This is a genomic window from Streptomyces glaucus (assembly GCF_039533365.1).
Lineage (GTDB): Bacteria > Actinomycetota > Actinomycetes > Streptomycetales > Streptomycetaceae > Streptomyces > Streptomyces glaucus.
Window position 1 is genome coordinate 117,863 of sequence record NZ_BAAATK010000012.1, and the last position, 13,800, is coordinate 131,662.

The window sequence follows — 13,800 nt, forward strand, 5'->3', positions numbered from 1 at the left end:
ACCGCTTCCCCCTGCGTCTCCCCGAGCCGCTTCCCGCTCCCCCGCCGCGGTTTCCCGCTCGCCCCGCCGCCCGGCCCGGCGACCGGGAAGGCCGGCGACCGGGAGATCCGCGCCACACCCCGTCACAGCGGCTGGACACCCCCACGTACCGTCATGGGCATGAGCCCCACTCCCCCCGCACGCCGCCTGCGCCTCGGCCTGCCGCGGCGGATGTTCTCGCAGGTGCTGCTGATGCAGGTGGCGATCGCCGCGGGAGTCGCGGTGCTCGCGACCGGGTTGTTCCTCGCGCCGCTCGGCGACCAGCTGGACGACCAGGCGATGCGCCGGGCCCTGGCGATCGCGCAGACCACCGCGCAGCAGCCGCGGCTCGCGGAGGACCTGCGCAGCACCCCTCCGACGCCGTCCGGACCGGTGCAACGGGAGGCGGAACGGATCCGGAGGGCCACCGGGGCGGAGTACGTCGTGGTCATGGACCGGCGGGGGGTGCGCTGGTCGCACACCGACCCGCGGCAGATCGGCGGCGTCGTGTCGACCGATCCCAGCCGGGCCCTGTCCGGCCGGGAGGTCATGGCCATCGACGACGGCACCCTGGGCCGCACCGCCCGCGGCAAGGTGCCGCTGCGCGACAGCACCGGCACCATCGTCGGGGCGGTGTCGGTCGGCATCGCGTACGACAGCGTCCGGGCACGCCTGATCCACGCGATCCCCGAGCTCCTCGCATACGCCGGGGGCGCCCTGGCCGTCGGTGCGCTGGCCGCCTGGCTCGTCTCGCGCCGGGTCCAGCGGCAGACCCGCGACCTGGCCTTCTCCGACATCGCGGCGCTGCTCGCGGAGCGCGAGGCGATGCTGCACGGCATCCGGGAGGGCGTCGTCGCCCTCGACCGCGCCGGCCGCATCCGCCTCCTCAACGACGAGGCGCAGCGCCTGCTGGAGCTGGGGGACGAGGCCCTCGGCCGGTCTCCGGACGAGGCGCTCGGCGGGGGGCGCACGGCCGACGTCCTGGCCGGCCGGGTGACGGGCACCGATCTGCTCATGGTCCGCGGCCAGCGCGTCCTGGTCGCCAACCGGATGCCCACCGGCGACGGCGGCGCCGTCGCCACCCTGCGCGACCGTACCGAGCTGGAGCAGCTGGGCCGGGAGCTGGACTCGACGCGCGGCCTGATCGACGCCCTGCGTGCCCAGGACCACGAGCACGCCAACCGCATGCACACGCTGCTGGGGCTGCTCGAACTGGAGCTGTACGACGACGCGGCGGAATTCGTCGGGGAGGTGGTCGGCGACCACCGGGCCACCGCCGAACAGATCACCGAGAAGATCCAGGACCCGCTTCTCGCCGCGCTGCTGGTGGGCAAGGCCACGGTCGCGGCCGAGCGCGGCGTCGCCCTGCGCGTCTCGGACCGGACCCGGCTCCCGGACCTCCTGATCGACTCCAGGGGGCTCGTCACGATCGTCGGCAACCTCGTGGACAACGCGCTCGACGCCGCCGCGGGCACGCCGCACGCGCGCGTGGAGGTCGAACTGCGGGCCGAGGGGCGGACCGCGATCCTCCGGGTGCGCGACACAGGGCCCGGAATTCCGGTGGACCGACGCGAGTTGGTCTTCACGGAGGGCTGGTCCACCAAGACGCCGCCCGCACACCGCCGGCGCGGCCTCGGGCTCTCCCTGGTGCGCAGGCTCGCCGAGCGGCAGGGCGGCAGCGTGACGGCCGGCGAGGCGCACGGCGGGGGCGCGGAGTTCACCGTCGTCCTGCCGGAGGCGCTGACCGAGCCGGATCCGGTACCCGTCCCCACCGTGCCGCCGGCCGCGCGGGCCGTCACCGAGGAGGAGTCGCGATGATCGAGGTCCTGGTCGTGGACGACGACACTCGGGTCGCCCGGGTCAACACGGCCTACGTCGAGAAGGTGCCGGGTTTCCACGTCGCCGCCGAGGCCCACAGCGCGGCGGAGGCGCTGCACAGGCTGGAGACGCTGCCCGGCCTGGACCTGGTCCTGATGGATCACTACCTGCCCGACGAGACGGGACTGGCGGTCGTCCAGGAGATGCGCCGGCGCGGCCACCAGGCCGACGTGATCATGGTGACGGCGGCGCGGGACGTGTCCACCGTCCAGGCGGCGATGCGGCACGGTGCTCTGCAGTACCTGGTCAAACCGTTCGCCTTCGCGGGTCTGCGCGCCAAGCTGGAGGCGTACGCGGAGCTGCGCCGCACCCTCGACGGCGGCGGCGAGGCCGAACAGGCCGAGGTGGACCGCATCTTCGGCGCCCTGTCCACGCCGTCGGAACCGGAGCTGCCCAAGGGGCACTCCCCCACCACGGCGGAGCTGGTGCGGCAGTCCCTGATGAACGCCGACGGCCCGCTGTCCGCCCAGGAGATCGCCGAGCGGACCGGGGTGAGCCGTCAGACCGCCCAGCGCTATCTGAAGCTCCTGGAGCGCACGGGACGGGCCGTACTGACCCTCAGGTACGGCGAAGCGGGCCGCCCGGAGCACCGTTACGTGTGGGCGACCCGCGCCTGAGGCACGGCCCGTGGAGGCGGGGGAAAGGACCATTCCCGGGCTCTTCGTGCGGATGCCGGCCGCCTGCGGCCGCGTGGCCCCCGCCGGGTACGGCTCACCCGGTCCGGCCCCGGCCCCACGATGCCGGAGCTGAGCGCCTTGAGCGCCCCGCCGGGATCCCGGCGCGGGTGCGGGGCGTCACGCCGGGCCCGCGGCCCCGGCCCGTACCGGGCAGGCCCCGGGACCGGGGCCCGCCGGCCGACGCCCGGACCCGGTGCGGCGCCTACGCGTCGATACGCGACCGGTCCAGCGTCGCCGCCGAATTGGAGATGAACTCCTTGCGGGGAGCGACCTCGTTGCCCATCAGCAGGTCGAAGATCTGTTCCGCGGCTTCCAGGTCGGTGAGGTTGATCCGGCGCAGTGTGCGGTGGCGCGGGTCCATGGTCGTCTCGGCCAGCTGGTCGGCGTCCATCTCGCCGAGGCCCTTGTAGCGCTGGATGGAGTCCTTGTAACGGATGCCCTTGCTCTGGAACTCCATGAGCTTGTCCCGCAGCTCACGGTCGGAGTACGTGTAGACGTACTTGTCCTGCCCCCTCTTCGGCTGGACGATCTCGATGCGGTGCAGCGGCGGGACCGCGGCGAACACCCGGCCCGCCTCGACCATGGGCCGCATGTAGCGGTGGAACAGCGTCAGCAGCAGCGTGCGGATGTGGGAGCCGTCCACGTCGGCGTCGGTCATCATGATGATCTTGCCGTAGCGGGCCTGGTCGATGTCGAAGGTCCGGCCGGACCCGGCTCCTATGACCTGGATGATCGCACCGCACTCGGCGTTCTTCAGCATGTCCGTCACGGACGACTTCTGGACGTTGAGGATCTTGCCGCGGATCGGCAGCAGCGCCTGGAACTCGGAGTTCCGGGCGAGCTTCGCCGTACCCAGCGCGGAGTCGCCCTCGACGATGAACAGTTCGCTGCGCTCGACGTCGTCGCTACGGCAGTCGGCTAGCTTGGCGGGCAGCGAGGAGGACTCCAGGGCCGTCTTGCGGCGCTGCGCGTCCTTGTGCTGACGGGCGGCGATGCGGGTGCGGGCCGCGGCGACGGCCTTCTCCAGGACGACGCGGGCCTGCTGGGCGGCGTCGCGCTTGGTGGACGTCAGGAACGCCTTGAGTTCCTTGGTGACGACGTTGTTCACGATGCGGCGGGCCGCCGAGGTGCCGAGCACCTCCTTGGTCTGGCCCTCGAACTGCGGCTCGGCGAGGCGGACCGTGACGACGGCGGTGAGCCCTTCCAGGGCGTCGTCCTTGACGATGTCGTCCTCGGCGACACGCAGCATCTTCTTGGCGCGCAGCACCTCGTTCATCGTCTTCGTGACGGCCTGCTCGAAGCCCGCGACGTGGGTGCCGCCCTTGGGGGTGGCGATGATGTTGACGAAGGACCGGACCGTCGTGTCGTAGCCGGTCCCCCAGCGCAGCGCGACGTCGACGCCGAGCTCGCGCGTGACCTCGGTGGGCGTCATCTGGCCGCGCTCGTCCAGGACGGGGACCGTCTCCTTGAAGGTGCCCTGCCCGGTGAAGCGCAGGACGTCGCAGATGGGCCGGTCGCTCGCCAGGAACTCGCAGAACTCGCTGATGCCGCCGTCGAAGCGGAAGGACTCCTCACCCTTGCTGCCGCCCTCGCCGAGACCGAACTCGTCACGGACGACGATGGTCAGCCCGGGCACCAGGAAGGCGGTCTGGCGGGCGCGCTGGTGCAGCGTCTCCAGGGAGAGCTTGGCGTCCTTGAGGAAGATCTGGCGGTCGGCCCAGTACCGCACGCGCGTGCCGGTGCGGTTCTTCGGGATCTTCTTGGTCCTGCGCAGCCCGCTCCTGGCCTCGAACCTGGCGTCCGGGTCCAGCGCGGCGAAGGTGCCGGGGACGCCGCGCCGGAAGCTGATGGCGTGGGTGTGGCCGCCGCGGTCCACCTCGACGTCCAGCCGGGCGGACAGGGCGTTCACCACGGAGGCGCCGACGCCGTGCAGACCGCCGGAGGCGGCGTACGAGCCGCCGCCGAACTTGCCGCCGGCGTGCAGCTTGGTCATGACGACCTCGACGCCGGACAGGCCGGTCTTGGGCTCGACGTCGACCGGGATGCCACGGCCGTTGTCCCGGACCTCGACCGATCCGTCGTCGTGCAGGATCACCTCGATGTGATCGCAGTAGCCGCCGAGGGCCTCGTCCACGGAGTTGTCGATGATCTCCCAGAGGCAGTGCATCAGACCGCGGCTGTCGGTCGAGCCGATGTACATGCCCGGACGCTTCCGCACGGCCTCGAGCCCCTCGAGGACGAGCAGGTGCCGCGCGGTGTAGTTGGAACCGTCCCGGTCTGCTCCTGCCAGCAGCGCTGTGGACGGCACGGACGTGTCGGCGGTCACGCGGTTCGCTCCTCGCTGAATTTCAGATGGGGCCCCTGTGGGCAAGGGCGCGGCGTCGTTCACCGGTCAGAGGGTACCGAGGCCTGGTAGAGCCGTTGTAACGCCACCCTCGACGGGGACTCAGACTAGTCCAGGATCGCATACCTGTTCGATACCTCGATGGGGTGAAGCACACATCACGTTCCTTTCGAGGCATGAACCATTTAGGCTCCGGGCACGTCCTCATGAACAACCGGCAACCCGGCCGGGAGGACCGACCACTGACCGAACGCGCGAACCCGTACGACACAGAGACACGCAATACGGCACATTCGCCGCCAACCGGCAGCGCCCAGCCGCCTCGTGAAGATTTTTTCAAGGAAAAGCCTCGAGCGGGAACGTTTTGGGGCTGGTTGGATGTTGACCCTGGTACGACAGCTCGTCGAGCTAGAGAAGAGGCGACGTGACTACTGTTCTGACTTCCGCAAGCCCGCTGACGGCCGCTGATCGCTGCGACCGCTGCGGCGCCCAGGCATACCTGCGCGTCGTCCTGCCGAGCGGCGGAGAACTGCTCTTCTGCGCCCATCACGGCCGCAAGTTCGAGCCGGAACTCAAGAAGATCGCCGCTGAGATACAGGACGAGACGGAGCGGCTGACGTCCATTCCCGGCACCGCCTCCGACGAAGAGCGCTGACCCTTCCCGTAGGACGACGAGCCAGCCCGGCACAGGCCGGTGGACGGGCGGCCGCCTCCGTTGCCCGGAGGCGGCCGCCCGCACTCGTCATCCCTCACCCGGTCCCTCAGGCTCCGTCGGACATGCTCCCGCCGCCCTGCACAGCGGCCTCCCACCCCAGCGTCCGCACCACGGCGGACACACGCGTATACACCCCGGGACTGCCCGGCCGTCCGCAACCGTTGCCCCAGGAGACGAGGCCGATCAGCTTCCCCCGGGCGACGAGCGGCCCGCCGCTGTCCCCCTGGCAGGCATCGCTGCCGCCGGCCTCCTCCCCGGCACACACCATGCTGTCGGCGCGGTACGTGCCGTCGGCACTGTCCGGATACGCCTTCTCGCAGAACGCGTCGGGCAGCACGCGCACGTGTGCCGCGCGCAGGCCGTCCGCGTAGTCGTCGGCGCCCGTGACGTCCCCCCATCCGTAGACGACGGCCCGCGTCCCGGGCTGGTAGGCGGCATCGCCCGCGGCCGCCATCTCGATGACCGAGCCGGACGGCAGCGGCCCGGCGAGGGTGAGCACGGCGAAGTCCCCGTCGTTGCTGACGTCGTCGTAGGACGGGTTCACCCAGACGGAACGGACGGGGATCTCCTGGCCCTGGTCCGAGAACAGATCCGTACGGCCCGCGACGACCACCAGATCGCGCACTTGCTCCAGCCGGGCCCCCAGGGCTCTCTCGCCGAGGCAGTGGGCCGCGGTGAGCACGGTGGTCGGCCCGACGGCCACTCCGCCGCAGAACTGCCCCGCCCGGGTACCCCCGAACTGGCTACGGCTGGACAGCGCCACGGTCCAGGGACTTCGGGACACGTCCACCGGGAAACCCCCGACGACGAGGCTGTCGGCGGGTGCGGCGGCGGACGTGAGCGGTATCACGGCCGACACGGCCGCCAGGACCAGCGGCCGGGCCAGGGCCCGGGCAAGGACGCGACGCATACGGGCTCCTCACACTGAGATGGTCGTCGACAACCCAGCGTGATTCCGTCCAGCGCACTCCGCATCCGCGCGGCGGCACGAAAACCCGCCCCCTGACACCTTCCGTTCCCGTCGCGGCATCCCGGTCCAGGGGATGCCGCGACGGACCCCGGGATCCGGGAGATCCGGACGGCGGCTTCGGGGCCGGAAAGGCTGCCGCGTGAGCGGGGCGCGTGCTCCCGGCTCATGCAGCGGAGCGGCCGACGAAGAGGCGTACCGGATCGTCGGCATCGAGGAGAGGACCGGCCGGCGGCGCGTGACGGCCGTGAGCCGGCCCGCGCCCTGCACACCGGTCGCCGCGCTCCATCCCGATGATCACCGCCCGGTGAGCGGCCCGCCGGGGTCGCGGACCGGGCCGGACCCGGGCGCGGGGAGGGTGACCCCGCCATCGGCGGGCAAGGACGAGAAGCCGCCCATCGCCGCTGGTCGGGGACGCGCTCCGTCACGTCGTGCTCCTGCACCTGTGCGGCGGTCACGGCGCCCGGAAGCGTCCGGAACGCGCACCGGTCACCGCGGTCGGACTCCGCCGTCCCGTCCAGGCGCTTCCCTGGCCCGGGACCGGGAAGGGGAGATGGGCGCTCGCGGCATGTCCACCGTCACCACCGGCGTCCCCGCCCCCTTCCGCGATCCGGCCGACTCCGGCGGCGCGGTCCGCACGAGAACGCCGGCGGCCTGCTCCGGCAGTCCTTCCCCGAGGGCGCCGGCTCGCCGGTCCGCGCCGGGGGCATCCGGGCCTCGCCGCCGGCCTCAACGGCCGCTCACGCGAAACGCCCGGCTGGGATCTCCCAGCCGGGCGTTTCGCGTGGACCTCTCGCGGCCCGAGCGACACGGCCATGTGCTGCGCCGGCCTCGGGAACACCCACCAGGGGCGAGCCTTCCCGGCCGGTACGGCCGGACCTAGTCGAGGTAGTCGCGCAGCACCTGGGAACGCGACGGGTGGCGCAGTTTCGACATGGTCTTGGACTCGATCTGGCGGATGCGCTCGCGCGTGACGCCGTACACCTTGCCGATCTCGTCGAGGGTCTTCGGCTGACCATCGGTGAGACCGAAACGCATGGAGACGACGCCCGCCTCGCGCTCGGAGAGCGTGTCGAGGACGGAGTGCAGCTGCTCCTGCAGCAGCGTGAAGCTGACCGCGTCGGCCGGAACGACCGCCTCGGAGTCCTCGATGAGGTCACCGAACTCGCTGTCGCCGTCCTCACCCAGCGGGGTGTGCAGCGAGATGGGCTCCCGGCCGTACTTCTGGACCTCGATGACCTTCTCCGGGGTCATGTCGAGCTCCTTGGCCAGCTCCTCCGGGGTGGGCTCGCGGCCGAGGTCCTGGAGCATCTGGCGCTGCACGCGCGCGAGCTTGTTGATGACCTCGACCATGTGCACCGGGATGCGGATGGTGCGGGCCTGGTCGGCCATCGCGCGGGTGATCGCCTGACGGATCCACCAGGTGGCGTAGGTGGAGAACTTGTAGCCCTTGGTGTAGTCGAACTTCTCGACCGCGCGGATCAGACCGAGGTTGCCCTCCTGGATGAGGTCCAGGAAGAGCATGCCGCGGCCGGTGTAGCGCTTGGCCAGGGAGACCACCAGGCGGAGGTTGGCCTCCAGGAGGTGGTTCTTGGCCCGGCGGCCGTCCTCGGCGATGATCTCCAGCTCGCGCTTGAGCTTCGGCGCCAGCTTGTCGGAGTTGGCCAGCTTGTCCTCGGCGAACAGGCCCGCCTCGATGCGCTTGGCCAGCTCGACCTCCTGCTCGGCGTTGAGCAGGGGGACCTTGCCGATCTGCTTGAGGTAGTCCTTGACCGGGTCGGCGGTGGCTCCGGCCGCGGCGACCTGCTGCGCGGGCGCGTCGTCCTCGTCCTCGTCGGACAGCACGAAGCCGGCGCTCTCGGCGCCCTCGGGCTCGTCCACGACCTTGGCGTCCTCGAGGACCTCGTCGTCGAGCAGCTCGACGTCGTCCTTCTTGGCGGTGGTCTTCTTGGCCGCCGTCTTCTTGGTCGCGGTGGTCTTCTTCGCGACCGCCTTCTTGGCGGTCGTCTTCTTGGCAGCCGCCTTCTTGGCAGGCGCCTCTTCCTCGGCGGCGGCAGCGGTGCCGGCGGCGGGCGCCGGGGTGGCGGTGGCGGTGGCCTTCCTGGTGGTCACCGTCTTCGCCGCGACCGTCTTGGCGGCGGTGCGCTTCGCGGGGCTCTTCGCTGCGACGCTCTTGCGGGTGCGCTTGGGCTCTGCGGCACTGACCATCAGCGTCACACCCTCTTCCTCGAGGATCTGATTGAGGCTGCGCAGTACGTTCTTCCACTGAGTGGCCGGAATCTGGTCAGCTTCGAAGGCCCGACGCACGTCATCGCCGGCGATCTGCCCCTCAGCCTTTCCCCGCTCAATGAGCGCCATGACAGAGACGGACTCGGCGATCTCCGGCGGGAGCGTACGGGATGTGCTGGCCGACACGAACAACCTCTCGGAACGTTGGAAAACGGCTTCCGGCCCCATCCAGGACGGACAGGAGCCGACCGCCGGCTTGGGGATGGGCCGACGGCGCGGGCGGGGGCCGGGAGATGCACAGCGCCATGAACGGCGTCCGTATTCCCTCCGCGGCTGTCACCTCTTAGGTCATCGCGTTGTTCCCACGAGCGTTACGCCTAATCTTCGTGGCCCGAGTCACACCCCGTAAGCGTTCAAAATCGGTCAGATACGGGCAGACACGGTCATCGACAGCTGCGGCCGTCCCACCTCGGCAGTCCTGCGATCCTGTGATCGCGCCGCGTCGCCGGGCTCCGCGGGATCCGTCGCGATCCCGCGGAGCCCGGCGGAGGACGGCCGTCGGGCGAGTGCGGCCACGGGAGGGGGCTGGCGCACTCGGCCGCGCCGCCCGCGGAACGCGGTCAGTGCTCCCGCGGAGCGGGCACCACACGTTCCACCTCGGGGTGGACCGTGAGCAGTTGGCGCATGGCCGCCTCGGCCGCCCCGCCGTCGCCGGCGGCGAGGGCCTCGACGATCCGGCCGTGGTGCGCCAGCGAGGCGTCGCTCGCCCGGTCACAACCCGTGACCGGGCCGCCGGAGACCTGGAGGGCGGCGGACACGATGCCGGAGAGGTGCTCCAGCATGCGGTTGCCCGCGATCTGGATCAGCAGCGCATGGAACTCCATGTCGGCGCGCGAGAAGGTGAGCGCGTCGCCCTGGCCCATGGCGTGCCCCATGATCTCGACCATGTCGGCGAGGCGCTGCTGGACGTCCTCACGTCCGTGTCCCGCGGCGAGGCGCGCGGCGAGCGGCTCGATCGTCCAGCGCAGCTCGCTCAGCTCACGGCGCTGGTCGTCACGCTGCGGCCCGAAGGCCCGCCACTCGATGATGTCGGGATCGAGAAGGTTCCAGTCGCTGACGGGCCGCACCCGCGTACCGACGTTCGGGCGGGCGCTGACCAGCCCTTTGGCTTCCAGGACGCGGAGCGACTCGCGGACGACGGTGCGGGACACCTCGAAGCGCTGTCCGATCTCCTCGGGCACCAGCGGCCGGTCGGCGCCCAGGTCACCGGAAACGATCATTTGACCCAGCTGCTGTACGAGTTGGCCGTGCAGCCCGCGTCCGCGGTTGCCCGCGGCACGTCGGCCCACACGGCCCAGCTCGGGGTCCGCGCCCTCCCAGGCGGCGGGTCCGACGCGGTCGGCGACGGACGCCTCGGCGTAGGGGTAGCGGTCGAGTTCGCCCGGGCTCGCGAGGCCGGAGTCTGCGGAGCGGGCGGCGGTCATCATGGTGTGCGCAAGGGTACTCACGGATCCTTTGTCGGCGCCGTCTCCAATTCCCTTGAGTTCTTTGGTGAAAAGCACACGAAAGGGTGATCGCTCACCTCGTCGCAATTGACGCCTTATCGGAAAGAAATGAGTCTCTCGCCGGGGAGTTGCGATCACTTAAAGGAAACAAATTGACACAGAGAGTCATCATCGAACTCTGTCGCGCAGAGCGGTGAGCAGATACGCACAGAGCAGTGCGGCCAGTGACAACATCAGCGCACTGCCCACGGGTTGGGCGATCACCCGCAGCGCGGCGGACAGGCAGCGCTCCCCTCCGAAGGGCCACTGCGCCAGGAACACTTCCCGCAGCCGCACCGGAAGCCCGGCCGCGGTCCGCGCCGACGGCCCCTCCCAGACCCTGTGCACCAGGGGGACGACGAGCACGGGAACGGCCACCACCGCCGCGAGACCGGCCGTGGTCGACCGGAAGACGCCCGCCGCCAGGACGCCGGCCCAGGCGCAGCCGATCACGAGCCCGACCCAACCCGCGCTCAGGGAAAGCCAGTCGGCGGGAACCCTCACGAGTTCCGGTCCGTAGAAGAGGTAGAGCGCCTCGGCGTCGCAGCCCACCGTGAGGACGGCCAGCACCGCGGCGGTGGCCGCGGAGACGAGGAGCTTGGCGGTCAGCAGCCCCAGCCGACGGGGCACGGTGCCGCGGTCCGCCGCCAGGGCGGGATGGCGGAACTCGTCACCGAAGGAGAGCGCGCCGAGCAGCCCCGCGCCGAGCGCCGCGGGCGGCAGGGGGGCTTCCCGCGGCCACGCGGCGAGCAGGAGCGGCTGCGGTGTGTGCCCGAAGCGGGCCAGGATCACGGCGGTGACGGCGGACACGACCAGCACGGCGGCCGAGACGAGGAATCCCGTGCCGATACCGGTGGCGCGCCGGAATTCGTAGCGCAGGGGGCGGAGCGGGCCGGGGGCGGAGCGCACGGAGACGGGGGGCGGGAGGAAGGACGAGGGCCGGGCGTCGAGGACGTGCGGGGCCGGGACCCGCCCGGGACGGACGGCCGGCAGGTGCGGGTCGCCGGGCGTCCGAGCGCCGTCGGAGGCGGGCGTTTCCGGGACGGCCCGTGGCGCACCGTCGACGGGCCGGGTCTCATCGGCGGACGGGCGGGGTTCACCGGCCGAGGGGCCCTGAGCCCGCAGAGAGGGTCGTGGCTCGTCGGGCGACGGCCCCTGGACCTGGGCGGACGGGCACGGTGCGCCGAGCGGCAGCGCCTGTCTCCCGGCGGACAGGCCCGGATCGCCGGCGCCCGGCCTCCGCTCCTCGGCGGACGGACCCGGTTCGCCGAGGAGCGGATCCCGTTTCGCGGCGGACGGGTCCGCTTCACCGGTGCGTGGCTCCGGGCCCCCGGTGGAGACGTGCCGCACGCCGGTCACCCGTCGCGCGCCGGCGGCCTCCCCCGGCTCCTCGGCCGGCGTACGGCGCGCGCCGGCCGTCCACCGCGGCTCGGGCGACCGGCCGTCCTCCGCATCGGCGGGCGGCGGTTCCACGGGCGGTGCCCCCGCGCCCGGCCCCATGTCCCCGGTCTCGTCGGCCAGTTGATGGACGAGGATGCCGTGGCGGAACGCGGCCTCCCCGACGTCGGCGCAGGTACTGCCGTACACGGAGAGGCGGTTGCCGCCCTCCCGTACGACTTCGACGGAGCGCTGGGCGGCGCGCGCCTCCTTGGCGAGGAGAACGGCGAGGCGTGCGGCGTGCGGGCTGCGCACGGCGACGCGGGGACGCAGCCGGGTACGGGCGAAGTCCGCCGCCTCCTGGTCGGCGACGAGCCTGCCGTGGTCCAGCGTGACGACGCGGTCCGCGGTGCGCGCCGCTTCCCTGGGGTCGGTGGTGGTGAACAGGACCGTGCCGCCCTGGGCCGCGTACGCACGCAGCATGTCGTGCAGCCAGTGGGCCTCGCGGGCCGAGAGCCCGTCGGCCGGATCGTCGAGCACGAGGGTGTGCGGGTCGGCCAGCAGGGCACAGGCCAGGCCGAGGCGGCGGTCCATGCCGCGCGAGAGGGTGCCGAGGCGTTCCTCGCACAGGCTCACCAGGCCGACCGTTTCCAGAACTTCGTCGGCGCGCCGGACCGGAACGCCGACGGCGGCGCACAGCAGGCGCAGATGACCGCGTACCGTGCGGGCCGGGTGTCCCGGCAGATCGCCCAGCAGCACGCCGACTTCGCGCGCGGGGTGGGCGATGCGGTGCAGGGGACGGCCCCTGAAGTGGGTGACGCCGCGGCCCTGTTGGAGTTCGAGCATGAGTCTGAGCGCCGTCGTCTTGCCCGCGCCCGGTGCTCCGAGCAGTGCGGTGACGCGGCCCGCGGGCGCCTCGAAGGAGACGTCGTCGACGGCGGGGGGAAGCTCTTCGCGGGGGTTGCTGGTCAGTCCGAAGGCCTGGATCATTCGCAGCAAGATAGCGTGCTATGTCCGGTTTTTCGGTCACGCACGGCCCGCTGCGCGCTGGACGACCGGCCATGTCGGGTCCCTGCGCCGTTCGCCGTCCGGGGCGGGCCACGCCGTACGCGGACGTCGGTGCCGGCGGGTGTGCACGGCCGCGCCCGCGCCGCCCGAGCCCCGTACCGGAAGCAGTCTCCCGGGCCCCGGGACGCAGGCCCGGCGTCACACCTCGGGGCGCAACATCGGGGGGTTGAGCAGCGTGGCGCCACCGGCGCGGAAGAGCTGAGCGGGGCGGCCGCCCTGGCGGGTGGTCGTACCGCCGGTGGGGACGAGGAAGCCCGGCGTGCCCGTCACCTTGCGGTGGAAGTTGCGCGGGTCGAGGGCGACGCCCCATACCGCCTCGTAGACGCGGCGCAGTTCGCCGACGGTGAATTCGGGCGGGCAGAACGCCGTGGCCAGCGACGAGTACTCGATCTTGGACCGGGCCCGCTCCACCCCGTCGGCCAGGATCCGGGCGTGGTCGAAGGCGAGCGGCGCCACCGGCTCGCCGTCGCGCCCGTACCCGCCCTGCTGCAGCAGTTCCTCGACCGGCGCCCAGCGCGCGTTGCTGGCGTCGCCGCCGGCCCGTGGGGCGGGCAGGTCGGGGGCGAGGACGAGGTGGGCGACGCTGACCACGCGCATCCGGGGGTCGCGTCCGGGGTCGCCGTACGTCGCCAGCTGCTCCAGGTGGGCACCGTTGTCCTGAGCGGGGACGGACGGGTCGTGGACGCTCAGCCCGGTCTCCTCGGCCAGCTCGCGCGCCGCCGCCTGTGCCAGGTCCTCGTCGGCCCGGACGAAACCACCGGGCAGAGCCCAGCGCCCCTGGAACGGCGGTTCGCCCCTGCGGACCGCCAGCGCGCACAGGGAATGGCGGCGTACGGTCAGCACGACCAGGTCCACGGTGACGGCGAAGGGCGGAAAGGCTGACGGGTCGTAGGGCATGCGGCGATCATAGTCGTCTGCCTGACGATAAACACTCCCTTCACCGGCCGCACCGGCAGTTGATCGTTTTCGGTCGGGAAGGGGTC

At 72.1% G+C, this 13,800-nt stretch carries 9 protein-coding genes; 3 read left to right on the top strand and 6 right to left on the bottom strand.

Translation table 11 applies throughout. From position 1 onward, the window contains the following. Positions 1-159 precede the first annotated feature (159 nt). Entirely contained in the window at positions 160-1,836 is a 1,677-nt protein-coding gene (locus ABD363_RS11715; RefSeq protein ID WP_344602414.1) for a sensor histidine kinase, read from the top strand. Next, the gene (locus ABD363_RS11710; RefSeq protein WP_344602412.1) at positions 1,833-2,513 is read left to right on the top strand and encodes a response regulator; all 681 of its coding nucleotides are present in this window, start codon (positions 1,833-1,835) and stop codon (positions 2,511-2,513) included. Before ABD363_RS11715 ends, ABD363_RS11710 begins: the two co-directional genes overlap by 4 nt. Before the next feature lie 262 nt (positions 2,514-2,775). On the opposite strand, the gene ABD363_RS11705 is transcribed toward ABD363_RS11710, so the two are convergent. Beyond that, positions 2,776-4,899 carry a DNA gyrase/topoisomerase IV subunit B gene (locus ABD363_RS11705; RefSeq protein ID WP_344602410.1) on the bottom strand — a complete coding sequence of 708 codons (2,124 nt, stop codon included), beginning with the start codon at positions 4,897-4,899 and terminating at the stop codon, positions 2,776-2,778. Positions 4,900-5,341: 442 nt separating this feature from the next. Between ABD363_RS11705 and ABD363_RS11700 the strand changes: the two genes are divergently transcribed. Beyond that, on the top strand, positions 5,342-5,572 hold the full coding sequence (locus ABD363_RS11700) for a DUF7455 domain-containing protein (protein WP_344602408.1): 231 nt from the start codon (positions 5,342-5,344) through the stop codon (positions 5,570-5,572). Positions 5,573-5,678: 106 nt separating this feature from the next. On the opposite strand, the gene ABD363_RS11695 is transcribed toward ABD363_RS11700, so the two are convergent. The 5 genes from ABD363_RS11695 to ABD363_RS11675 all read right to left on the bottom strand — a co-directional run bounded on the left by ABD363_RS11695 (position 5,679) and on the right by ABD363_RS11675 (position 13,714). Further along, complete coding sequence (locus tag ABD363_RS11695; RefSeq protein ID WP_344602406.1) at positions 5,679-6,542, bottom strand: serine protease; 864 nt, start codon at positions 6,540-6,542, stop codon at positions 5,679-5,681. Between the two features lie 936 nt (positions 6,543-7,478). Next, positions 7,479-9,014: an RNA polymerase sigma factor gene (locus ABD363_RS11690; protein WP_344602404.1), complete on the bottom strand. Its 1,536-nt coding sequence runs from the start codon at positions 9,012-9,014 to the stop codon at positions 7,479-7,481. Between the two features lie 434 nt (positions 9,015-9,448). After that, the gene (locus ABD363_RS11685) at positions 9,449-10,336 is read right to left on the bottom strand and encodes a FadR/GntR family transcriptional regulator (RefSeq protein ID WP_344602402.1); all 888 of its coding nucleotides are present in this window, start codon (positions 10,334-10,336) and stop codon (positions 9,449-9,451) included. Between the two features lie 165 nt (positions 10,337-10,501). After that, complete coding sequence (locus ABD363_RS11680; RefSeq protein WP_344602400.1) at positions 10,502-12,739, bottom strand: ATP-binding cassette domain-containing protein; 2,238 nt, start codon at positions 12,737-12,739, stop codon at positions 10,502-10,504. A gap of 216 nt (positions 12,740-12,955) precedes the next feature. Next, a complete protein-coding gene (locus ABD363_RS11675) occupies positions 12,956-13,714 on the bottom strand; it encodes an NUDIX hydrolase (RefSeq protein WP_344602398.1) in 759 nt (252 codons plus the stop codon). Positions 13,715-13,800 lie beyond the last annotated feature (86 nt).

Coding starts and splice junctions, on each gene's coding strand:
- ABD363_RS11715 (WP_344602414.1), top strand. CDS start 160: ATGAGCCCCACTCCCCCCGCACGCCGCCTGCGCCTCGGCCTGCCGCGG.
- ABD363_RS11710 (WP_344602412.1), top strand. CDS start 1,833: ATGATCGAGGTCCTGGTCGTGGACGACGACACTCGGGTCGCCCGGGTC.
- ABD363_RS11695 (WP_344602406.1), bottom strand. CDS start 6,542: ATGCGTCGCGTCCTTGCCCGGGCCCTGGCCCGGCCGCTGGTCCTGGCG.
- ABD363_RS11680 (WP_344602400.1), bottom strand. CDS start 12,739: ATGATCCAGGCCTTCGGACTGACCAGCAACCCCCGCGAAGAGCTTCCC.
- ABD363_RS11675 (WP_344602398.1), bottom strand. CDS start 13,714: ATGCCCTACGACCCGTCAGCCTTTCCGCCCTTCGCCGTCACCGTGGAC.